This is a genomic window from Variovorax sp. GW821-FHT09B01, assembly GCF_059418345.1.
The window spans coordinates 87,912-109,112 of sequence record NZ_JBWKPQ010000007.1 but is presented as its reverse complement, the minus strand read 5'-3'; the positions used below and the strand labels follow the sequence as shown (position 1 = coordinate 109,112).

Genomic DNA, 21,201 nt, shown 5'->3' with positions numbered 1-21,201 from the left:
TCATCATGACGGTCATCAAGAAACTGGTCACCCTGCTGCGCGGCAGCGCACGCGAGATCGGCGAGAGCGTGGTCGACAGCAACGCGACCCGCATCTACGAACAGGAAATCATCGACGCCAAGCACAGCATCGAGAAGGCCAAGGGCGACCTCACGGGCGTCATGGCCAAGGAGATGCAGTCGGCCCGCGAGATCGAGCGCCTCAAGAACGAGGTAGCGCGCTACGAGGGCCTCGCGCTCGAGGCGCTCAACAAGACGCAGGAAGGGCTGGCGCTCGACGTGGCCGCGCGCATCGGCACCATCGAGCAGGAGCTCGAGGAGCAGGCCAAGGCCCATGCCTCGTATGCGCTGCAGGTGAGCAAGCTCAAGGAGCTGATCCGCTCGGCCGAGGCGCGCATCCGCGAGCACGAGCGCGAGATCGGCATCGCCAAGACCACCGAGAGCGTCTACCGCGCCACGCAGTCGATCTCCGAGAACATCGGCAGCGGCGGCTCGCGGCTGGCCAATGCGCGCGAATCGCTCGAGCGCATCCGCAAGCGCCACGAGGACCTGTCCGACCGCATGACGGCCAGCGAGTCGCTCGAGAACGAGCTGGGCCACGCCGCGCTCGAGAAGAAGCTCGCGGCGGCCGGCATCGGCAGCGATGCCAACCGCACCGGCAAGGTCATGGACCGCATCCGCGCGCGCCAGGCCGGCGCGGCCGGCGGCGGCACGCCGGAGTCCGGCGCGCAATGACCGTGCGGGCCAAGCCGGCACGCTGGCAGGGCTCGGACGACGCCATTCGCGCGGTGCAGGTGGCCTTCGACGTCGAGGAGGCGGTGCTCGAGGCGGTGCGCAAGGCGGCGTTCGACCGGCACGTGTCGACCTCCGACCAGATCCGGCAGGTGCTGGGCCTCACGACCACCGCGGGCCCCAAGCGCCCGCGGCTCACGGTGTCGCTCGGTGCGGCAGACTACGAGTTCCTGGCGGCGCGCTACGGACTGGCGGCCGACGACCGGCTCGCCATCAAGGAACGGGCGACGCGCGACCTGATCGCATTCGCGGGCGGTGGGAAGGCCGCGGCGAAGAGCACGACGAAGAACGCGATGAAGAGCACTGCGAAGAGCGCCGCCAAGAGCGCTCCCGAAGGCGTGAAGCAGAGCGCCCGCACCGGCAAGCCGGCGCGGCGATAACAACAACGCAGAGACCACCGGCTGGCCCGGGGGAGGATCGATGGGCAATTTCATGGAAGCGGTCACGGGCTACCCGACCGCGATCTACACGGTGCTGCTGGGCGTCGTGCTGGTCTACTGGGTGCTGGCGATGCTGGGCCTGGTCGACATCGAGCACCACGGCATCGACGTCGACCTCGCGCACGCCGACGGCGATGCCGAGGACGTCGGCGACCTCGCGAGCTACGTGGTGGCCATGGGCCTCAACGGCGTGCCGTTCTCGGTCGCGGTGAGCCTGCTGGTGCTGGTGGCCTGGGTGGTGTCGTGCCTCGGCGGCGAATGGCTGCTGCCGCTGGTGCCGACCACGCTGCTCAAGCTGGTCGCGGGCACCGCGCTGCTGGTGGCGAGCGCCGTGGTGGCGATCCCCGTCACGGCGGTGGCGATCCGTCCGCTGCGCGGCCTGTTCGTGAGCCACACGGCCGTGAGCAACGCGGCACTGGTCGGCCAGACCTGCAAGGTCGTCACCGGCGTGGTCAACGAGAAGGACGGCCGCGCCGAAGTGGCGCGCCGCGGCGCGAGCCTCAACATCCGCGTCTGGGCACCGGTGCCCAACACCCTGAAGCGCGGCTCGATCGCGCTGATCCTCGAATACGACGAGGTGGCCGCGCGCTACCTCATCGCCGCGCACGACGACCTCGCGTCCTGAGCGCGGCGCCCCGCCCGATCCCCTGTTTTCCGCTTCAAGTACTGGAGAAAAAAGATGGAGCCCATCCTCATTGCCGTCGCCGTGCTGGCCATTGTCATCCTCGGCCTGTTCGCGATGTTCGCCAAGTTCTATCGCAAGATCGAACAGGGCCACGCGCTGATCGTGAACACGCTGCGCGCGGAACCCGAGGTCACCTTCACTGGCCGCATGGTCTACCCGATCATCCACAAGGCCGAGCTGATGGACATCTCGGTCAAGACGATCGAGATCGACCGTTCGGCCAACGAGGGCCTGATCTGCCGCGACAACATCCGCGCCGACATCAAGGTGAAGTTCTTCGTGCGCGTCAACAAGACGGCCGACGACGTGCTCAAGGTGGCGCAGGGCATCGGCTGCGCGCGCGCCTCGAACCACGAGACGCTCGAGGAGCTGTTCTCGGCCAAGTTCTCCGAGGCGCTCAAGACCGTGGGCAAGTCGATGGACTTCGTCGATCTCTACCAGGCGCGCGACAACTTCCGCGACCAGATCGTGAGCCAGATCGGCAACGACCTCTCGGGCTACGTGCTCGAAGACGCGGCGATCGACTTCCTCGAGCAGACGCCGCTGTCGGAGCTCGATGCCAACAACATCCTCGATGCGCAGGGCATCAAGAAGATCACCGAGCTGACGGCGGTCGAGCACGTGCGCACCAACGAGCTGCGCCGCAACGAGGAAATGCAGATCAAGAAGAAGAACGTCGAGACGCAGGAAGCGCTGCTCGAGCTCGAGCGCCAGCAGGCCGACGCCACCTCGCGCCAGCACCGCGAGATCGCCAGCGTGCGCGCCCGCGAGGAAGCCGAGACGCTGAAGATCCAGGCCGAGGAGCGCACCAAGTCCGAGAGCGCGCGCCTGCTCTCGGAGCAGACCGTGGCCGTGCAGCAGGAGAACGTGCAGCGCGAGAAGGAAGTGGCCGAGAACAACCGCAAGCGCGCGGTGGCGATCGAGGAAGAAAAGGTCACGCGCGCCCGCGATCTCGAGATCGTCGACCGCGAGAAGGAAGTGACGCTGCAGCGCATCGAGAAGGACAAGGCCGTCGAAGTGCAGAAAAAGGCCATCGCCGACGTGATCCGCGAGCGCATCGTGGTCGAGCGCACCGTGGCCGAGCAGGAAGAGGCGATCAAGGAGCTGCGCGTGGTGGCCGAGGCCGAGCGCACCAAGAAGTCGGTGGTGATCATGGCCGAGGGCCAGGCCGACGAGAAGATGGTGCTCGACGTGAAGGCGGCCGAGACGCAGGAGAAGCGCGCACGCCACAAGGCGGCCGAGGAACTGACGCTGGCCGATGCCAAGCTCAAGGTGGCCGAGCGCGACGCCGAGTCGAAGAAGCGCGAGGCCGAGGGCGTGGAGGCCATCTCGGCCGCGCCGGGCCTCGCGGCCGCCAAGGTGCAGATCGCCACCGCCCAGGCCAAGCTCGCGAGCTTCGAGGCCGAGGCCACGGGCAAGGAGAAGATCGGCTTGGCCGACGTGCACGTGCGAGCCGCCGACGCCGATGCGATCCTCAAGGCCGGCCAGGCCGACGCGCAGGTGATCGAGGCGCGCTCGCAGGCCGAGGCCGCGGGCATGCGCGCCAAGTTCGAGGCCGAGGCCACGGGCAAGGAAAAGCTCGGCCTGGCCGAGGTCAACGTGCGCACGGCCGACGCCGAGGCCACGCTCAAGTCGGGCCAGGCCGATGCGCAGGTGATCGAGGCGCGCTTCGGTGCCGAGGCCAAGGGCCTGCACGAGAAGTTCGAGGCCATGAAGTCCATGAGCCCCGAGACCCGCGACCACGAGGAATTCCGCATGCGCCTCGAGAAGTCGCACATCGAGACCCTCAAGGGCATCGAGGCCCAGACGGCCATCGCCAAGGAGCAGGCCGAGGTGCTGGGCACCGCGCTGTCGAACGCCAAGATCGACATCGTGGGTGGGCAGGGCGACTACTTCGACAGCTTCGTGCGCTCGCTCTCGGTGGGCAAGGGCATCGATGGCGTGATCTCCAAGAGCAACGCGATCCAGGTCGCGTTCAAGGACCAGCTCTCGGGCAACCGCGACGTGGTGCAGGACCTGCGCGACATCGTGGGCGCGCTCGGCTCGTCCTCGGGCGAGATCCAGAACCTCAGCGTGGCGGCGCTCGTCAACAAGATCGCCACCGAGGGCAGCGAGACCCAGAAATCGGCGCTGCACAACCTGATCTCCACCTTCCGCAACTGAGCGCGGGCTGACCCGCACGGCACCCACCCATGGACACCAACCAACCGGGCCATCCGCCCGGTGCCGCGGCCGATGCGACCGAGGCCCTGGTCTCGGGCAGCGGCAGCTACGACCTGCTGAAGAAGCGCCTCGAGACCCAGGGCGAAGGCCTGCTGAAGAAGGCGCGCGCGCTCAACGAGAAGCGGCTGGCCGAGTTCGGCCGCTCCGAGCAGTCGCTGGTGCTGCGCACCCGCGCGCGCACCGAGAACAACGCCGTGGCGCGCGACATCGTGCGCATCGGCGACCTGCTGCTGTTCGGCTACAACGTCTTCATCGGCCTGCGCAAGGAAACCGCCGTCGGCGACGTGTTCGGCCTCTACCGCATGGCGCAGCTCGGCGCGCCCGATGCCGACGAGCTGCAGCCGGTGCCGATCGCCGGCACCTTCCTCGAGGACGCGCGCTTCGCCTCCGACTTCCGCGAGCTCTACGCCTACTACAAGCAGGCCACGCTGCTGCAGCTGCGCGTGACGCAGGACAAGCTGCTGGCCGCGTTCCAGATCGGCCAGCAGCTGCACGACGTGCGCGTGTTCCGCTGGGCCATCGAGCGCGACGGCGGCATCCACTACATCGACAACCGCGGCGAGCGCGACATCGCACTGCCGGCCAGCCACGACTTCGAATGGACCGTCGCCACGCGCGAGGACCACGTGGGCGGCAAGCATCCGCATGTGAACGTGCTCGACACCGTGTTCGTCGAGACGCTGGGCGGCGACCTCACGATCAAGGTCGAGAACAACACCGAGACCGGGCTGGGCATCTACAACGAGCCGGTGGAGGACCGCAGCCAGTCGCTGACCGACGCCGAGATCGCCTGGGCCAAGCTCGGCATGCTGATCCTGCTGCGCGTGAAGCCCTACCGCGAGCAGGTCACGCGCTACCTGGTGTTCAACATCCGCACGCAGCAGGTCGAGCGCATCGATGCCATCGGCGGCTCGTGCGTGCAGCTGCCCGAGGACCACGGCATCATCTTCCCGGGCGGCTACTACCTGCAGTCGGGCGAGCACAAGCGCTTCGACCTGCCGGCCGACATGGTGGGCAGCCTGCGCTTCAAGCGCATGCTGCGCTCGCCCAACGGCGAGGACGTGGCCTATGTCTTCTACGACCCCAAGCCCGGGCGCTACGCGCTGTTCAACTACAACCTGATCGACAAGACGCTGGCCACGCCGATCGTCGCCAACGGCTATGCGCGTTTCGCCGACGGGCGCATCCTGGTGTTCAACGGCGACGAGAACGAGCCGACCCGCGTGCACCCGATGCAGCTGTGGCAGACGCCGTTCGCGAGCGAGGAGCATGCCGGTGCCCAGCCGCCGGCCACCGGCTTCTTCGGCAAGATCGGCAATGCCGAGCTGGTGCGCGGCGTGTCCGACCTGATGGGCATCGCGCGCGCGGTGCGCGAGCAGGCGCCCACGCGCGCCGCCTACGAGGACCTGATCCGCCAGTGCACGCGCGTGAGCGATGCCTACTTCTGGCTCGACTCGCCCGAGACCGACAACCTCTCGGGCGAGCTGCGCAGCATCGCCGAGGTGGCGCGCGGCACGCTGGCCGAGTTCGAGAAGGTCGACACCATCCGGCGCGAAACGGCGCGCGCGCTGGCGCAGGCCGAGGCCGAGCAGCATGCGCTGCTGGTCGACATCGCCAGCACCTTGTGGCGCGCGCCCGACGACTTCGTCAAGGCGCTGGCGCGGCTGCGCGAGCGCCGCGGCCAGCTGCAGATGCTCAAGGAGCTGCGCTACGCCGACCTGCCGCGCATCGCCGCGATGGACGCCGCGCTCGAGACCGAGCAGCAGCGCATCGGCGAGCGCGCGATGCAGTTCCTGGCGGCCGACACCGCCTTCGACGGCCAGCGCCAGGCGCTCGACAAGCTCGCGCTCGAGCTGCCGCAGCTCGGCACCTCGCCGGCGCTCGGCAAGCTGCTCGCCACGCTCGACGAGCAGGCCGCGGGCCTCGACCTGCTGACCGAGCAGCTCGGCAGCCTGCCGGGCGGCGACGCGGTGGTGCGCACCTCGATCCTCGACCGCATCTCGCTGATCTACGCCGACATCAACCGCATGCGCGCCGACGCGCGCTCGCGCCGCAAGTCGCTGGGCGCGAACGAGGCGCGCGCCGAGTTCGGCGCCCAGTTCAAGCTGTTCGGCCAGGCGGTGGAGAACGCGCTCGAGTTCGCCGACACGCCCGAGAAGTGCGACGACGCGCTCACGCGCCTGCTGGCCCAGCTCGAGGAGATCGAGGGCCGTTTCGCCGAGCAGGAGGATTTCCTGGCCGATATCGCCGAGAAGCGCGAGTCGGTCTACGAGGCGCTGTCGGCGCGGCGCCAGACATTGGTCGAGGGACGCCAGCGGCGCGCCAAGGGCGTGATCGACGCGGCCGGCCGCATCCTCGACGGCATCGCGCGCCGCGTGGCGCAGTTCGGCGAACTGGGCCAGGTCCACAGCTACTTCGCGGCCGATCCGATGATCGCCAAGCTGCATGCGCTGATCGCCGACCTGCGCGCGCTCGGTTCGGCGGTGCCGGCCGACGAGCTCGACACGCGGCTGAAGACCGCGCGCGACCAGGCGCTGCGCGCGGTGCGCGACAAGCGCGAGCTGGTGAGCGAGGGCGGCGACACGCTGCGGCTGGGCCGCCATGCCTTCACCGTGCACCGGCAGCCGATCGACCTCACGCTGGTGGCGCATGGCGAGGGCCTGGCCTACCAGGTCACGGGCACCGACTACCTGAGCCCGGTCAACGACGAGCGCCTGCTGCCGCTGCGGCGCTACTGGAACCAGGCGCTGGTGTCCGAGACGCCCGCGCTGTCGCGCGCCGAGTACCTGGCCGGCTGCCTGCTCGAGGCGCTGCTCCAGGGCCGGGCCGAGCGCAACTGGGCCGAGCTGCTGGCGCTGCTGGCCGAGAACCCGCTGCATCCCGAGCTGCTGGAGCTGGTGCGCCGCTTCGCCGCGCCGCGCTACCAGGAGGGCTACCAGAAGGGCGTGCACGACGAGGACGCGCTGCGCCTCCTGGCCGCGCTGGTGCCGATGCAGGACGAGGCCGGCCTGCTGGCCTGGGGCCCGACCGAGCGCGCGCTGGCCTTGCTCTACTGGCAGCACGGCCACCTGGTGGCGATGCGCGAATCGATGCAGCGGCGCGCGCGCGCCGCGCTGCAGATGCAGGAGCTGTTCGGCCGGCGCGATGCGCTGGCGCAGCTCGAGGCCGACATGGCGCGCGTGCTGCGCCACTTCGCGCAGGAGTTCCTGCCCGACCTGCTGCCGCTGCCCGAGCCCGCCGCCGACGACGCGGCGCTCGAGGCGCACCAGGACGAGGTCACCACGCTCTGCGGCCGCGCCGGCGCCTACCTGGTGCGCGAGCTCGCGAGCGCGCAGGGCGGCGAGCACTGGGTGGTGTCGGGCGCGGGCGAAGACCTCGCGGCCGCGCTGCTGCGCGAGCTCGAGCGCGGCGGCCGGCGCGAGGCCTGGCAGCACGACCTCGACAGCGCGCCGCCGCCCGAGCGCTGGCGCCTGGCGCGCGACTGGGTGCGCGCCTATGCGCTGCACCAGTCGCCGCAGTCGCTGGCCTGGGTCGACGACGCGGCCAGCGTGCTCGCCATCCCGGTGCAGCGGGTGCGCGTCAACGCGGCGCTCGACCGCACGGTCGAGGGCCTGCGCGGCGAGCATCCGCGCGTGGCCGAGGGCCGCGTCACGCTCAACCTCAACGACTTCTGGCGCCGCTTCCAGTTCCATGCCGCGCACGCGGTGCCCGACTTCCAGGCGCTGCACGTGCTGCGCCACGAGCTGCTCGCGCACGAGAAGACGCGGCTCAAGCTCGGTCAGTTCCAGGCCAAGCCGCTGTCGACCTTCGTTCGCAACCGCCTGATCGACGAGCTCTACCTGCCGATCGTGGGCGACAACCTCGCCAAGCAGATCGGCGCGGCGGGCGAGGGCAATCGCACCGACCGCATGGGCCTGCTGCTCTTGATCTCGCCGCCGGGCTACGGCAAGACCACGCTGATGGAATACGTGGCCGACCGGCTCGGGCTGATCTTCGTGCGCATCAACTGCCCGGCACTGGGCCATGGCGTCACGGCCGTCGATCCGGCCAGCGCGCCCAACAGCGCGGCGCGCCAGGAGCTCGAGAAGCTCAACCTGGGCCTGGCGATGGGCAGCAACGTGATGCTCTACCTCGACGACATCCAGCACACCAGCCCCGAGTTCCTGCAGAAGTTCATCGCGCTGGCCGACGGCACGCGCCGCATCGAGGGCGTGTGGAACGGCGAGCCGCGCAGCTACGACATGCGCGGCAAGCGCTTCGCGATCGTGATGGCGGGCAACCCCTACACCGAGTCGGGCGACGTGTTCAAGATCCCCGACATGCTCGCCAACCGGGCCGACATCTACAACCTCGGCGACGTGCTCTCGGGCCGCGAGGCCGCGTTCGCGCTGTCCTACATCGAGAACAGCCTCACGGCCAACGCCACCCTGATGCCGCTGGCCTCGCGCGACCCGAAGGACGTGCAGCTGCTGGTGCAGATGGCGCAGGGCCAGGAGGTGCCGAGCAGCGCGCTGTCGCATCCCTACAGCGCGGTCGAGCTCGAGGAGATCAAGGGCCTGCTGCAGCGCCTGTTCCGCGTGCGCGACCTGCTGCTCAAGGTCAACCTCGCGTACATCGAATCGGCCGCGCAGCAGGAGCACTACCGCGCCGCGCCGCCATTCAAGCTGCAGGGCAGCTACCGCAACATGACCAAGCTCGCGGGCAAGGTCACGGCGCTGATGCGCGACGACGAGCTCGATGCGCTGCTGCGCGACCACTACCGCGGCGAGGCCCAGACGCTGACCACCGGCGCCGAGGAGAACCTGCTGCGGCTCGCGCAGCTGCTCGGCAGCCCCACGGCCGAGGAGGCCGCGCGCTGGAGCGCGATCTGCGAGGAGTTCGTGCGCCGCCGCAAGCTCGGCGGCGACGATACCGACGCCAGCCAGCGCATCACCAGCGGCCTGCTCGACGTGGCGCGCGCGGTCGATGCGCTCAAGCCGCCGCCGCCCGAGGCGCCGGCCGAGCCGCTGCCGGAGCCGCCGAGCGAGAGCCAGCGCCTGGCCGAGGCCATGCTGCAGATCGCCGTGACCTACCGCGAGCTGATCCTGCCGCTGGTCACGGCCACCGAGCGCCGGCTCGAGCTCGACCGCACCATCCGCCACGACATGGAGCGCCTCGCGGCCGAGATGCAGGGCACGAAGGCCGCGGCGAAGCGCCCCCCGGGCAAGCCGGAGAAGGACCAATGAGCACCTCGCCTTCCGAGCGGCACGACGCGCTGCCGGTGCTGCTCGCGCAGCTCGATGCCGCCATGGCCGACCACCGCCTGAGCGACGACGAGCGGCGCGTGCTGGTGCACACGCTGCGCGAGGCCTCGCCGCCCGAGGACGGCCTGCGCCAGCTGCGCAACCGGGCCTTCGACCTGGTGCGCGCGCGCACCGCCGATCCGCAGCAGCTCGGGCTGCTCAAGTGGCTCGAGGGCGTGGTGCGCGCCATCGACGTCGGCCGCTCCCCCGGCACCGCCGACGGTGCCGCGCCGCGCTCGCAGGTGTTCTTCAGCCCGGGCACGGCCTGCCTGCAGGCCATCGTCCAGCAGCTGCGCGGCGCGCGCCGCAGCGCCGACCTCTGCGTCTTCACGCTGTCGGACGACCGCATCAGCGACGAGGTGCTCGCGGCCCATCGGCGCGGCCTGCGCGTGCGGCTGGTGACCGACAACGACAAGGAATACGACCTCGGCAGCGACGTGGGCCGGCTGCGCAACGCGGGCATCCCGGTGGCGGTCGATCGCACCGATGCCCACATGCACCACAAGTTCGCGATCTTCGACGGCGCCTGGCTGCTCAACGGCAGCTACAACTGGACCCGCAGCGCCAGCGAGTTCAACGAGGAGAACCTGGTGCTGAGCAACGACGCCACCTTGCTGCGGCGCTTCGCCGACGAATTCGACACGCTGTGGCGCGAACTGCAGGAAGACCGATGAGCCGACGCATCGACTACGACTGGGAGCTGCCGCCCGCCATGCTGCAGCGGCTGGGCCGCGACAGCTACGGCGCGCAGCGCATCGTGCACGAGGACGGCCACCTGCTCGTGATCCTGCACGAGCCGCCCGCGGGCAGCGGCAGCGAACGCCGTCATTCGGTGTTCCTGCGCAAGCCCGATGGCGGCTGGTTCCACAAGGGCAGCACGCCGGGCGAGCGGGCCTTCGCGAAGCTGCTCGAGAGCTACCGCGCCGCGCTCGCCACCTTCGAGCAGCGCCACGAGGCGGCCGCGGATGCTGAGGCCCTGTTCCAGATCCTCGGGCCGCTGATCCCGCTGTCGCGCGCGGCCGCCAACCTGCAGGCCACCTTGCAGGCGGCGCGCGAGGCGGTGAAGGACGACCCGCTGCTGGTCGACCTGCGCGACCGCGCGGTCGAGATCGCGCGCGGGCTCGAGCTGCTGCTGGCCGACACCCGCATGTCGCTCGACTTCCGCCTCGCCCATGCGGCCGAGGCGCAGGCGCGCGCGGCCCTGGAGGCCACGCGCGCGCAGCACAAGCTCAACACCATCGCCGCGCTGACCTTTCCGCTGATGGCGATCGGCGCGGTCTTCGGCATGAACCTGCACAGCGGCGCCGAGAACCTGCCGGCCTGGGTCTACTGGGCGATCTTCCTGGCCGGCCTGCTGATGGGGCTGATGCTGCGCGGCTGGGTCAAGGCGCCTGAAGCAGCCGGGGCGGCCGCGTCGGCGGACGGCAAGGCGAAGGCCTCGATCGCGTCGAAGAAGAAGTAGAGCACAGCCGGGGCGCTCAGTCGCGCCAGACCATCTCGAAGGTCTCGCACAGCACCGGCATGCGCAGGTCGGGCGTGCGGCCGATGCGCTCGCACTCGCCGCTGAAGTACTGCCAGTGGCCCTCGCGCCAGTAGCGCAGCGAACCGTCGCCCTCGGCCTCGATCGCCGCGAAGTCCGCGCCGACCTCCTCGAAGGGCATCACCACCACCGCGCGCGTCTCGATCACGCACAGGGGCCGGCCGTGCCAGTCGGTCACCACGCTGAGGTCGCCGGGGCGCGGCCGCGGGCGGCCCGTGGCGGCGAAGGACCATTCGAGGCTGGCCGTGCCGCGCTTGCGGCCCTCGAGCACGAGCTGCGCGAGCTCGGTGGCGCCGGCCTCGTTGTCGTCGAAGTGGAAGGCTTCGCAGAAGCGCGAAGCGGCCTCGCTGCCGAGGGCGGCCTCGAAGCGTTGCCAGAAGGGAAGGATCTCGTCGGGGATCGCCATGCGCGTGCCTGCCAAAGGGGGCAGAGCATAGCGAAGAATGAGCGCTGAATGAGGGGCGCCGTGGGCGCATCCTGCGATGCGTGGGGCGCGGCGCCTCTCGTTCAGCCCTGGCGTGGCGCCAGGGTCAGGCGCGCACGCCGAGCACCGACAGGATGACGGCGGCCAGCGTCAGCGCGACCGGTGCCTTGTGCACGGCGAGCACATGGGCATGCGCGGCCAGGCGCGATTGCAGCAGGGCCTTTTCGGAATGAAGAGCTGTGGTCATGAGACGACTCCTTGAACAGTGACGCGGACACCGTGTCCGCATGACTGCAACGATAGTCCTGCGAAAGCACCATGGTTCGTGCCTTTCATCGACACGGCGTTTCCGTTTCGGCAACGATCCAAAGGAACCCGGCGCGCGCGAAACGATCGGGCGTGGTGCCGGGAGCATCGCGGTCAGCCAGGGGTCAGCCAGCGATCAGCTTCTGCACCAGTTCCGCCGTGGTGGCCGCCGCGTACTTGCGCATCAGCCGCGCGCGATGCAGTTCCACCGTGCGGTGGCTGATGCCCAGCGCCTTGCCGATCTCCTTCGAGGTCAGGCCGCGCATCACCTGGGCCGCCACCTCGCGCTCGCGCGGCGTGAGCTGGGCCTTGGCCGCGCGGCGCGAGCCCAGGTCCTCGAAGGTCCAGATGCCCGACTCGTGCGGGATGGCCCGGTTCATCGCATGGCCGGTGACATGGCACCAGAAGGTCTCGCCCGCGATCGCGCCATGCAGGTTGCCGAGGCGGCGCATCATGCGGTTGTCGGCATAGTGCCCGCTGGCATTCATGATCGGCTCCATGCGCTTGCCGATGCGCTCGAACTCGGCGAGGCTGGGGTAGAGGATGCTGAACGAATGCCCCACCAGCGCGGAGGGCGTTGCGCCGAAGATCTCGCACACGCGCTGGTTGCAGGCCACGATGGCGCGGTGGCGCGACACCACCATCCCGACCGGGGCATGCTCGAAGGCCAGCCGGTAGTCGATGTCGGGCGTTGCCGCCTCAGCCTTGCGATCGGTCGTCTCCTGCATCGGGGGTCACCATTACGAAATACTACGTATGCGGGTACGTAGTATCGTTCAGGGCTTTCCCACCCACTCTCGACACAGCCAATCAAGGAGCACGAGTGAACAAGATCTATCCCTCCGCCGAGGCGGCGCTCAAGGGGGTCGTGGCCGACGGGCAGATGCTCGCGGTCGGCGGCTTCGGCCTGTGCGGCATTCCCGAGGCGCTCATCGAGGCGCTCAAGGATTCCGGCGCGCAGAACCTCACCGTGATCTCGAACAACGCGGGCGTCGACGGCTTCGGCCTCGGCAAGCTGCTCGAGACGCGCCAGATCAAGAAGATGATCGCCTCCTACGTGGGCGAGAACAAGGAATTCGAACGCCAGTACCTGGCGGGCGAGCTCGCGCTGGAATTCACGCCCCAGGGCACGCTGGCCGAGAAGCTGCGCGCCGGCGGCGCCGGCATCCCGGCCTTCTTCACCAAGACCGGCGTGGGCACGCAGGTCGCCGAGGGCAAGGAACTGCGCGAGTTCGACGGCGAGACCTACGTGATGGAGCATTCGCTGGTGCCCGACGTGGCGCTGGTCAAGGCCGACGTGGCCGACAAGTCGGGCAACCTGCGCTTCCGCCTGACGGCGCGCAACTTCAATCCCGCGGCCGCGATGGCCGGCAAGATCTGCATCGTCGAGGTCGAGAAGATCGTCGAGGTGGGCGAGCTGGCCCCCGACGACATCCACCTGCCGGGCATCTACGTGCACCGCCTGGTGCTCAACGCCACGCCAGAGAAGCGCATCGAGAAGCGCACCGTGAGCGCCGGCGTCGATGCCGCGGCCGCCAAGGTCGAGGCCCAGACCGCCATCGCCCAGGCCGCCGCCGGCAGCGAAGTGCCGGCCAAGGTCGTCAACAAGAAAGAAGGAGCCTGAGATGCCCTGGACCCAAGACCAGATGGCGGCGCGCGCCGCGCAAGAGCTGGAAGACGGCTTCTACGTCAACCTCGGCATCGGCATCCCGACGCTGGTGGCCAACCACACGGGCACCAAGGAAGTCTGGCTGCAGAGCGAGAACGGCATGCTGGGCATCGGCCCGTTCCCGACCGAGGACCAGGTCGACGCCGACCTGATCAACGCCGGCAAGCAGACCGTCACCACGCTGCCGGGCTCGGCCATCTTCGGCAGCCACGACAGCTTCGCGATGATCCGCGGCGGCAAGATCAATCTCTCGATCCTCGGCGCGATGCAGGTGAGCACCCAGGGCGACCTCGCCAACTGGATGATCCCCGGCAAGATGGTCAAGGGCATGGGTGGCGCGATGGACCTGGTGGCCGGCGTCAAGCGCGTGATCGTGCTGATGGAACACGTGGCCAAGAAGAAGGACGGCACCGAGGACTTCAAGATCCTCGAGAAGTGCACCCTGCCGCTGACCGGCGTGGGCGTGGTCGACCGCATCATCACCGACCTCGCCGTGATGGACGTGGTGCCCGAGGGCCTCAAGGTGATCGAGCTCGCGCCCGGCGTGAGCTTCGATGCGCTGCAGGCCAAGACCGGCGCCAAGCTGATCCAGTAAGGCGAAGGCCGCAACGACGAACGAAGGGCAGGGCCGCGCGAGCGGGCCCTGCCTTTCTTCCTTGGAGAGAACGAAAGATGAGCGCGAGCGACATCCTCCACGACCTCTGGCGCCAGGCCGGCCTGCCGGCCGACGCATTGCCGCTGGCGCGGCTCACGGGCGCCGACCCGGTGCTGCCGTCGTCCTTCGCGGTCGGCGCGGCGGCGCAGGGCAGCATCGCCGCGGCCGCGCTGGCGGCCTGCGAACTCGGCCGTGCGCGCGGCGTGCCGCGCCAGGCGGTCGCGGTCGACATGCGCCATGCCGCGCTCGAATGCACCGGCTGGTTCAGCCTCGACGGCCGCGTGCCCGAACTCTGGGACGCGTTCTCGGGCCTCTACCGCACCTCCGACGGCTGGGTGCGCATCCATGCCAACTTCGCGCACCACCGCGAAGGCGCGCTGCGCCTGCTGGGCCTCGATCCCGCGACGGCCGTGCGCGCCGATGCCGAGGCCGCGCTGGCCGGCTGGCGTGCGCTCGACTTCGAGGAAGCCGCTGCCGCGCGCGGGCTGGTGGCGACCGCGCTGCGCCGCTTCGACGAATGGGACGCCACGCCGCAGGGCCGCGCGATCGCCGCGCAGCCGCTGTTCACCATCGAGCGCATCGGCGACGCGGCACCGCTTGCATTGCCGCCGCTGCGCGAGGACCAGCGGCCGCTCGCGGGCCTGCGCGTGCTCGACCTCACGCGCATCCTGGCCGGCCCGGTCGGCGGGCGCGCGCTCGCGGCCTATGGGGCCGACGTGCTGCTGGTCAACTCGCCGCGGCTGCCCAACATCGAGGCCATCGCCGACACCAGCCGCGGCAAGCTGTCGACGCATGTCGATCTGCGCACCGACGAAGGACAGGCGGCGCTGCGCCGGCTGGCCGGCCAGGCGCATGTGTTCGTGCAGGGCTACCGGCCCGGCGGCCTCGAGGCGCTGGGCTTCGGGCCGGCGCAGCTCGCGGCGCTACGGCCCGGCATCGTCTGCGTCTCGCTCACGGCCTATGGCACGCAGGGCCCGTGGGCCGGCCGCCGCGGCTTCGATTCGCTGGTGCAGACCGCCATGGGCTTCAACCAGGCCGAGGGCGAGGCGGCCGGCGACGGCAAGCCGAAGCCGCTGCCGATGCAGATCCTCGACGAGGCCACGGGCTACCTGATCGCCTTCGGCGCGGCCGCCGCGCTGCATCGCCAGCAGCGCGAGGGCGGCAGCTGGCAGGTGCGCGTGTCGCTCGCGCAGACCGGGCACTGGCTGCGCGGACTCGGCCGCGTGCCCGGCGGGCTCGCCACGCCCAGGCCCGACATCGCGCCCTATGTGGAAACCGAGCCCTCGGGCTTCGGCGAACTCGCGGGCCTGCGGCACAGCGCGCTGCTCGCGCGCACGCCGGCCGCATGGCCGCGGCCCTCGATGCCGCCGGGGAGCCACCCCGCGGAGTGGCCTTAGGCCCCGAGCGCTGCGCGCACCTTGTCGCCTAAGCCGCGCAGCCGCTCCACCGGCTCGTTCGAGAACACGAAGCGCAGGTACTGCGCGCCATGCGTCTCGCCCCAGCCCTGCATGGCGGTGGCGCAGACGCGCGCCTTCAGCAGCCGCTCGGAGAGAGTCTGGCCGTCGATGCCGAAATCGCTGGCGCGCAGCAGCATCGACCAGCCGCCGGCCGGCATGCCCACGGGCAGGCCGCGCAGTTCGTCGAGCAGCGTGTCGCGTCGCCGTTCCAGCTCGGCCACGTAGGGCGCCAGCGTGCGCGGCGACTGCGCGAGCGCGGTGGCGACCGCGTCCTGCGCGATGCCCACCGGCACCACCACGTTGGCGAGCGACACCGCCACCAGGTCGGGCATATAGCTCTCGGGCGCCACGGTCCAGCCCACGCGCCAGCCGATCATGCGCAGCTCCTTGGCCGACGAGCCCACGGTGATGGTGCGCTCGGCCATGCCGGGCAGCCCGGCTGGATGGATGACCTGGCGGCCGTCGAACAGCAGCCGTTCCATCGCGGCGTCGAGGATCAGCGTCAGGTCGTGCTGCACGCACAGCGCGGCGATCGCGCGCCAGTCGTCGGCGTCGAAGAAGCCGCCCGAAGGCATCGAGGGCGACATCAGCAGCATCGTGCGCACGCGCGGGCCCATGGCGGCGCGCAGCGCCTCGCGGTCGAGCTTCCATTCGCCGCCGGGCGTGAAGCGAAACGGCACGTACTTCGGCGTGCCGCCCGCGAGCCGGATGCGGTTGAGCAGGCCGGCATAGGTCGGGTCGGTCACCAGCACCTCGTCGCCGACCTCCACCGTGGCCAGCAGGGCATTGAGGATGCCCGAGAGCCCGCCGGCCGAGATCACGCAATGGCGCGCCTCGTAGGCCACGCCCGAGAGTTCCGACACATGGCGCGCCGCGACTTCGCGCAGCCGCGCCTGGCCGACGAAGGGCAGGTAGCTGTTGTCGGCGTCCTCGGTGGCGGCGCGCACGGTGCGCGCCACGGCTTCTGCATCGGGCGGGATGTCGACGTCGAGGTTCTCGAGCCGTAGGAAAGGCGGGCCCTCGGCGTCGTCGGCGATGGCGCCCATGCGGTCGACGCCGATGCCGGCGATGTGGGTCAAGCGGGCGGGGCGGTGGCGTGGCATGCGGGCGTCTCCTGGCAGGCGTTGTCTGCGCATTCTGCGGCCGGCGCGCGCGCGTTCACACCCCCAGGCTGGCCGCGAGTTCGTGGAAGATGCGGTAGAGCGCGGGCTGTTCCTCGAAGCCGATGCCCGGCGACTCGGGCAGGGTGGCGCGCCCGTTCTCGATGCGGACCTCGCGGCTGAAGCCGCCGAAGGGGCCGAACAACCCCGGATAGGACTCCGCGCTGCCGAGCCCCAGCCCCGCGGTCGCATGCAGCGACATCAGGTTGCCGCCGTGCGGCACGATGTTCTCGCGCGCGACGCCGTGCGCCCGTGCCAGCGCCACGATGCGCTGCAGCTCGAGCAGGCCGTAGGCCAGCGGCGGATCGGGCTGCAGCACGACGCGGCCTTCGAAGCCGCCGTAGCGCAGGAAGTTGGCGACCTCCTCGTGCGAGAACAGGTTCTCGCCGCCGGCCACGGTGCCCGCGTAGGCCTCGCTCACCGCGCGGTAGGTCTCGAAGTCGGCCGGGTCGCAGGGCTCCTCGAGCCAGCGCAGGCCGTAGGGCGCGATGGCGCGCGCGAAGGCCAGCGCCTCGTCGCGCCCGAAGGCGCAGCTCGCGTCGAGCGCCAGCCGCGCGCCCGAGCCCACCAGCGCCAGCACCGACTCGATGCGCCGCAGCTCCGCGGCCAGCGGCAGGCCGCCGGCCTTGATCTTGAGCTCGGTGTAACCGGCATCGAGATGGCCGCGCACCTCGTCGCCGAGCCGGGCCAGGTCGTCGTGGTCGCGGTAGAAGCCGCCGCCCACGTAGCAGCGCACCGAGCGCGCGGGTTCGATGCCGGGCTCGCCCATGCGCTCGGCCAGCACCCGGTACAGCGGCAGGCCGCGCATCTTGCCGACGATGTCCCAGAGCGCGAGTTCCAGCGTGCCGACCGCCATCGAGCGTTCGGCATGGGCGCCGGCCTTCTCGCGCCGCAGCATCAGGTCGAGCGCGCGTTGCGGGTCGACGATGCCGCTGGCGGGGTCGTTGAGTTCCCCGGGCGTGGCGCGCAGCAGGCGCGGGATGAAACGTTCGCGCAGCGGTCCGCCGCAGCCGTAGCGGCCGAAGGAGTTGAAGGCATGGCCGACGACGCGGCGGCCGTCGCGGAACTGGTCGGTGACGACGGCCACCACGCTGGCGGTGATTTCGCTGAAATCGATGCGCGCGTTGCGCAGCGAGGAGGCGATGGGAACGGTGCGTTCCGCGATGCTGACGATCTTCATGGGCGGTGCGGCATCAATCGACCACGGCGCCGGTGCTCTTCACGATCGGCCCCCACTTGTCGTGCTCGGCCTGGATGAAGGCGCCGAAGCGCTCGGGCGTGCCGTGCACGGGCGCGCTGCCGAGCCGCGCGATCTGCTCGCGCACGGCGGGCGTGTCGAGCGCCTGGCGCGTGGCCTCGTTGAGCCGCTCGACGATGGCGCGCGGCGTGCCCGCCGGCGCCATCAGGCCGTACCAGGCGAGCGCCTCGTAGCCGGGCACGCCGGCCTCTTCCATCGTCGGCACGCCGGGCAGCAGCGGCGAGCGCTGGCGGCCGGTGACGGCCAGCGCGCGCAGCCGCCCGGTCGCGAGGTTGGGCATGGCCGAGACCATGCTGTCGATCGCGAAGTCGATCTGCCCGCCCATCAGGTCGGTGGCCATCGGCGCCTGGCCCTTGTAGGGCACGTGCGTGAGCGCCACGCCGGTCATCGAACCGAGCAGCACCGCCGACAGGTGCTGCGGCGTGCCGTTGCCGGACGAGCCGAAGCTGTACTTGCCGGGGTTGGCCTTCAGCAGCCGCAGGAACTCCGCCGCGCTGCGCGCCGGGTTCGCGTCGTTGACCTCGAGCACCAGCGGCACCGCCGCGAGCTGCACCACCGGCACCAGGTCCTTGAGCGGGCGATAGGGCAGCTTCGGATAGAGCCAGGGGCTGATCGCCAGCGGCCCGCTCGAGGACAGCAGCAGCGTGTAGCCGTCGGGCTTGGCCTTGGCCACGAAGTCGGTGCCGATGTTGCCGCCGGCGCCGACCCGGGCCTCGATCACCAGCGGCTGCCCGAGCGCGGCCTGCAGGCGCGGCGCGAGCAGGCGCGCGAGGGCGTCGGAGGGACCGCCGACCGGGTACTGGATGACGACGCTGATGGGCTTCGAGGGATAGGCCTGCGCGGCGGCCGGCGGGCTCGCGGCGACGGTGGCGAACAGCGCGAGCGCGGTGGCCAGGCGGGCGAGGGGGCGGGGATGGGTCTTCATGCTTGTCTCCTTTTTGGTGTCGATGGAAAAGCGTCAGCGGTGGACGCGGGGATTCGTGGTCTCGATGGCCTGCACGAGGCGCGCGATCTCGTCGTCGTCCGTGAGGTAGTGCGGCGTGAGCCGCAGCACGCCCGGCAGGCCCGCGGCCTCGAGCGCCCAGCGCGCGTGCTGCGGGCCGACGAAGGAGGCGTGGACGCCCGCGTCGGCGAGGCGGCGGACGAAGGCCGCGCCATCGCCGAAGGCCTCGGGCAGGCGGTAGGTCAGCAGCGCGCTGCGATCGGGCTGGCCGGCCTCGAGCGGCTGCCAGCCGAAGCGTTCCTGCAGCGCATGCGCGAGGCGCTGGCGAATCAGCGCGTTCTGTCGCGCGATGCGCGCCGGGTCGACCGCGAGCGCGTAGTCGCAAGCCGCGCCCAGCGCCAGCCGCAGGCCCGGATGGAACTCGTGGCCCTCGAAGCGCCGCGCATCGGACCAGGGCTGCAGGCGCTCGGCCTCCAGCCACTGCGCGCCGGCCACGTCGATGGCATCGGGCGTGCCCAGCGCTTCGAGCGCGCGCTGCGACAGGCACAGCACGCCCGCGCCGCGCGGGCCGCGCAGCCATTTGCGCGTGGGGAACACCAGCACGTCGCAGCCCAGGGCCTGCATGTCGACCGGCCCCTGGCCCACCGCATGGCTGGCGTCGAGGAACAGCAGGCCGCCGTGCGCGTGCACGCAGTGCGCCACGCCGTCCATGGGCGTGGCCGCGCCCCAGGCGGTCGGCACGGCGGCGAGCGAGACCACGGGGCGGCGGCCGGCGGGTGCGTGGCGCAGCGCATGGTCCAGGCGCTGCGTCAGCGGCGTCGCGCCGGGCCGCGTGCCGATCACCGAGAAGCCGAGCCGCCGCTGGCGCGCCGCATTCAGCAGGTAGAGCGCGTTGGCGCCGTATTCGTCGTGGGTCGTGATCACGTGGGTGGCCTGGGCCGCGCCCATCGCGGTGGCCCAGGCCTGGCTCGCGGAGCCCAGCAGCGCGACCTGGTGCGGCTGCGCATTGACGAGCCGCGCCACGCTGTCGCGCACCGCATGCAGCGCGTCCGCATGCCGTTCGGCGGCGCGGTGCGTGCCCTGCTTGCGCTCGGCCTCGAGCCAGGCCTGCCATTGCGCGTAGACGGGTTCGGGCGGCAGGCTCGCCGAGCCATGCGCGAAATGCGCGAGGTGCGCGCCGGCGCCCCAGGCGGGCGTGTCGCGGCGCAGGCGCGCGAGCTCGGCCTCGGTGAAGGGCGCGGCCGCGTCCGGCTCAGTGGCGATCGCTGGCATCGACGTCGAGTGCGGCGAGATCGAAGGCCTGGTCGCGCAGCGCCAGCCGCAGGGCCTCCTGCCGCTGCGCATCGAGCGCCTCGAGCGGCGGCCGCACGCGCGCCCATTGCGCATCGCCCGTGGCCATCGCGATGGCCGACTTCATGGCGGGAATCAGCGGATGGGCCGCGAACTTCGCGCGCACCGCATTGAGCGCCGCCTGCCGCGCATCGGCATCGGCGTCGCGCCACGTCTCGAACAGGCGCACGATGGCGCGGGGATTGACGTTCGCGGTGGCCGAGATGCAGCCCGCGCCGCCGTGGCGCAGGGTGTCGAGCAGGAGGGTCTCGGTGCCCGCGAAGACGTCGAGCCCCTCGGGGCCGAACTGCGCGATGGTGCGCGCGGTGTAGTCCCAGTCGCCGCCGGTGTCCTTCATGCCGGCGACCGTGCCCGGGTAGCGCTTCAGCAGGCGCTTGACCAGCGCGTGGGAGAAGCCCACCTGCGCCACCGGCGGGATGTGATAGAGGTACAGCCGCAGGCCGCTGTCGCCGACCCGCTCGATCACCTCGCTGAAGAAGGCGAACAGCCCGTCGTCGGTGACGCTCTTGTAATAGAAGGGCGGCAGCGCCAGCACCCCGGCGCAGCCGTGGTCGACCGCGCAGCGCGTGAGCCGCACCGCGTCGGCCAGCGAGCAACTGCCGGTGCCCGGCAGCATGCGCGCGGCCGGTACGCCCGCGGCCACGGCCTGCTGCAGCAGCTCGATGCGCTCGTCGACCGAGAGCGAGTTGCCTTCGGAGTTGGTGCCGAACATCGCGAGCCCGCAGTCCTGCGCCACCAGCCAGCGGCACAGCCGCAGGAAGCGGGCGGCGTCGGGCTTCAGCGCGGCGTCGAAGGGGGTGAGGACCGGGGCGAGCACGCCGCGAAGGCGTTGGGGGGTGGAGGGCGGCATCTGGATTCCAGCAAGGGTTCGGGGTGCCGGAATTCTTGGGGCGCGCGGGCTCCAGCGGGTTGCCGATCGGGCGTCTGGTTTTGCGAAAATCGCAAAGGATCGGGATGCCGGAGTGCCCAGGCTACAGCCGAGCGAAAGTAGACTCGGGTGGCCGCCAACTTTTGAGGA

The 21,201-nt window shown here is 70.9% G+C and carries 18 protein-coding genes; 10 read left to right on the top strand and 8 right to left on the bottom strand.

What is annotated here, in order from left to right; all coding sequences use genetic code 11:
- The first annotated feature begins 5 nt into the window (after positions 1–5).
- The 7 genes from AC07RV_RS21180 to AC07RV_RS21150 are packed head-to-tail and all read left to right on the top strand — an operon-like array spanning position 6 to position 10,883.
- Entirely contained in the window at positions 6–734 is a 729-nt protein-coding gene (locus tag AC07RV_RS21180; protein WP_296782062.1) for a PspA/IM30 family protein, read from the top strand.
- Positions 731–1,171, top strand: a complete 441-nt coding sequence (locus AC07RV_RS21175; RefSeq protein WP_296782061.1) for a hypothetical protein — start codon at positions 731–733, stop codon at positions 1,169–1,171. Before AC07RV_RS21180 ends, AC07RV_RS21175 begins: the two co-directional genes overlap by 4 nt.
- Before the next feature lie 52 nt (positions 1,172–1,223).
- Positions 1,224–1,856: a ubiquinone biosynthesis protein gene (locus tag AC07RV_RS21170; protein ID WP_296782060.1), complete on the top strand. Its 633-nt coding sequence runs from the start codon at positions 1,224–1,226 to the stop codon at positions 1,854–1,856.
- Positions 1,857–1,910: 54 nt separating this feature from the next.
- Positions 1,911–4,079, top strand: coding sequence for a flotillin family protein (locus AC07RV_RS21165; protein WP_296782059.1), 2,169 nt, complete (start codon positions 1,911–1,913; stop codon positions 4,077–4,079).
- A gap of 29 nt (positions 4,080–4,108) precedes the next feature.
- Positions 4,109–9,364: a DNA repair ATPase gene (locus tag AC07RV_RS21160; protein ID WP_296782058.1), complete on the top strand. Its 5,256-nt coding sequence runs from the start codon at positions 4,109–4,111 to the stop codon at positions 9,362–9,364.
- Entirely contained in the window at positions 9,361–10,095 is a 735-nt protein-coding gene (locus AC07RV_RS21155; protein WP_208512793.1) for a phospholipase D-like domain-containing protein, read from the top strand. Before AC07RV_RS21160 ends, AC07RV_RS21155 begins: the two co-directional genes overlap by 4 nt.
- Positions 10,092–10,883, top strand: a complete 792-nt coding sequence (locus AC07RV_RS21150) for a hypothetical protein (RefSeq protein WP_296782057.1) — start codon at positions 10,092–10,094, stop codon at positions 10,881–10,883. The genes AC07RV_RS21155 and AC07RV_RS21150 overlap by 4 nt, the downstream gene beginning before the upstream one ends.
- 16 nt (positions 10,884–10,899) lie before the next feature.
- On the opposite strand, the gene AC07RV_RS21145 is transcribed toward AC07RV_RS21150, so the two are convergent.
- The 3 genes from AC07RV_RS21145 to AC07RV_RS21135 all read right to left on the bottom strand — a co-directional run bounded on the left by AC07RV_RS21145 (position 10,900) and on the right by AC07RV_RS21135 (position 12,419).
- Positions 10,900–11,367 (bottom strand): ASCH domain-containing protein, encoded by a 468-nt coding sequence (locus AC07RV_RS21145; protein ID WP_296782056.1) that lies wholly within the window; start codon positions 11,365–11,367, stop codon positions 10,900–10,902.
- A 124-nt stretch (positions 11,368–11,491) separates the two neighbouring features.
- Positions 11,492–11,632 carry a hypothetical protein gene (locus AC07RV_RS21140; protein WP_172705439.1) on the bottom strand — a complete coding sequence of 47 codons (141 nt, stop codon included), beginning with the start codon at positions 11,630–11,632 and terminating at the stop codon, positions 11,492–11,494.
- A gap of 184 nt (positions 11,633–11,816) precedes the next feature.
- On the bottom strand, positions 11,817–12,419 hold the full coding sequence (locus AC07RV_RS21135) for a LuxR C-terminal-related transcriptional regulator (protein ID WP_296782055.1): 603 nt from the start codon (positions 12,417–12,419) through the stop codon (positions 11,817–11,819).
- 95 nt (positions 12,420–12,514) lie between these two features.
- Between AC07RV_RS21135 and AC07RV_RS21130 the strand changes: the two genes are divergently transcribed.
- From AC07RV_RS21130 to AC07RV_RS21120, 3 genes are all read left to right on the top strand, one after another.
- Positions 12,515–13,315 carry a CoA transferase subunit A gene (locus AC07RV_RS21130; protein WP_093344776.1) on the top strand — a complete coding sequence of 267 codons (801 nt, stop codon included), beginning with the start codon at positions 12,515–12,517 and terminating at the stop codon, positions 13,313–13,315.
- 1 nt (position 13,316) lies between these two features.
- Entirely contained in the window at positions 13,317–13,955 is a 639-nt protein-coding gene (locus AC07RV_RS21125; protein WP_057595049.1) for a 3-oxoacid CoA-transferase subunit B, read from the top strand.
- Between the two features lie 77 nt (positions 13,956–14,032).
- Complete coding sequence (locus AC07RV_RS21120; protein ID WP_296782054.1) at positions 14,033–15,412, top strand: CoA transferase; 1,380 nt, start codon at positions 14,033–14,035, stop codon at positions 15,410–15,412.
- Here the strand turns inward: AC07RV_RS21120 and AC07RV_RS21115 are convergent.
- From AC07RV_RS21115 to AC07RV_RS21095, 5 genes are read right to left on the bottom strand one after another with little or no spacing between them, the layout of a single operon-like run.
- A complete protein-coding gene (locus AC07RV_RS21115) occupies positions 15,409–16,575 on the bottom strand; it encodes a pyridoxal phosphate-dependent aminotransferase (protein ID WP_296782053.1) in 1,167 nt (388 codons plus the stop codon). The genes AC07RV_RS21120 and AC07RV_RS21115 overlap by 4 nt on opposite strands.
- Before the next feature lie 55 nt (positions 16,576–16,630).
- Complete coding sequence (locus tag AC07RV_RS21110; RefSeq protein WP_296782052.1) at positions 16,631–17,812, bottom strand: enolase C-terminal domain-like protein; 1,182 nt, start codon at positions 17,810–17,812, stop codon at positions 16,631–16,633.
- Positions 17,813–17,825: 13 nt separating this feature from the next.
- Positions 17,826–18,815 carry a Bug family tripartite tricarboxylate transporter substrate binding protein gene (locus AC07RV_RS21105; protein ID WP_296782051.1) on the bottom strand — a complete coding sequence of 330 codons (990 nt, stop codon included), beginning with the start codon at positions 18,813–18,815 and terminating at the stop codon, positions 17,826–17,828.
- A gap of 33 nt (positions 18,816–18,848) precedes the next feature.
- Positions 18,849–20,105 carry an aminotransferase class V-fold PLP-dependent enzyme gene (locus AC07RV_RS21100; protein ID WP_296782050.1) on the bottom strand — a complete coding sequence of 419 codons (1,257 nt, stop codon included), beginning with the start codon at positions 20,103–20,105 and terminating at the stop codon, positions 18,849–18,851.
- Complete coding sequence (locus tag AC07RV_RS21095; RefSeq protein ID WP_296782049.1) at positions 20,086–21,033, bottom strand: dihydrodipicolinate synthase family protein; 948 nt, start codon at positions 21,031–21,033, stop codon at positions 20,086–20,088. Before AC07RV_RS21095 ends, AC07RV_RS21100 begins: the two co-directional genes overlap by 20 nt.
- Between the last annotated feature and the right edge of the window lie 168 nt (positions 21,034–21,201).

Excerpts from the sequence above, each read along its gene's own strand:
- AC07RV_RS21180 (WP_296782062.1), top strand. The coding sequence starts at position 6 with ATGACGGTCATCAAGAAACTGGTCACCCTGCTGCGCGGCAGCGCACGC.
- AC07RV_RS21175 (WP_296782061.1), top strand. The coding sequence starts at position 731 with ATGACCGTGCGGGCCAAGCCGGCACGCTGGCAGGGCTCGGACGACGCC.
- AC07RV_RS21170 (WP_296782060.1), top strand. The coding sequence starts at position 1,224 with ATGGAAGCGGTCACGGGCTACCCGACCGCGATCTACACGGTGCTGCTG.
- AC07RV_RS21165 (WP_296782059.1), top strand. The coding sequence starts at position 1,911 with ATGGAGCCCATCCTCATTGCCGTCGCCGTGCTGGCCATTGTCATCCTC.
- AC07RV_RS21160 (WP_296782058.1), top strand. The coding sequence starts at position 4,109 with ATGGACACCAACCAACCGGGCCATCCGCCCGGTGCCGCGGCCGATGCG.
- AC07RV_RS21155 (WP_208512793.1), top strand. The coding sequence starts at position 9,361 with ATGAGCACCTCGCCTTCCGAGCGGCACGACGCGCTGCCGGTGCTGCTC.
- AC07RV_RS21150 (WP_296782057.1), top strand. The coding sequence starts at position 10,092 with ATGAGCCGACGCATCGACTACGACTGGGAGCTGCCGCCCGCCATGCTG.
- AC07RV_RS21145 (WP_296782056.1), bottom strand. The coding sequence starts at position 11,367 with ATGGCGATCCCCGACGAGATCCTTCCCTTCTGGCAACGCTTCGAGGCC.
- AC07RV_RS21140 (WP_172705439.1), bottom strand. The coding sequence starts at position 11,632 with ATGACCACAGCTCTTCATTCCGAAAAGGCCCTGCTGCAATCGCGCCTG.
- AC07RV_RS21135 (WP_296782055.1), bottom strand. The coding sequence starts at position 12,419 with ATGCAGGAGACGACCGATCGCAAGGCTGAGGCGGCAACGCCCGACATC.
- AC07RV_RS21125 (WP_057595049.1), top strand. The coding sequence starts at position 13,317 with ATGCCCTGGACCCAAGACCAGATGGCGGCGCGCGCCGCGCAAGAGCTG.
- AC07RV_RS21120 (WP_296782054.1), top strand. The coding sequence starts at position 14,033 with ATGAGCGCGAGCGACATCCTCCACGACCTCTGGCGCCAGGCCGGCCTG.
- AC07RV_RS21115 (WP_296782053.1), bottom strand. The coding sequence starts at position 16,575 with ATGCCACGCCACCGCCCCGCCCGCTTGACCCACATCGCCGGCATCGGC.
- AC07RV_RS21110 (WP_296782052.1), bottom strand. The coding sequence starts at position 17,812 with ATGAAGATCGTCAGCATCGCGGAACGCACCGTTCCCATCGCCTCCTCG.
- AC07RV_RS21105 (WP_296782051.1), bottom strand. The coding sequence starts at position 18,815 with ATGAAGACCCATCCCCGCCCCCTCGCCCGCCTGGCCACCGCGCTCGCG.
- AC07RV_RS21100 (WP_296782050.1), bottom strand. The coding sequence starts at position 20,105 with ATGCCAGCGATCGCCACTGAGCCGGACGCGGCCGCGCCCTTCACCGAG.
- AC07RV_RS21095 (WP_296782049.1), bottom strand. The coding sequence starts at position 21,033 with ATGCCGCCCTCCACCCCCCAACGCCTTCGCGGCGTGCTCGCCCCGGTC.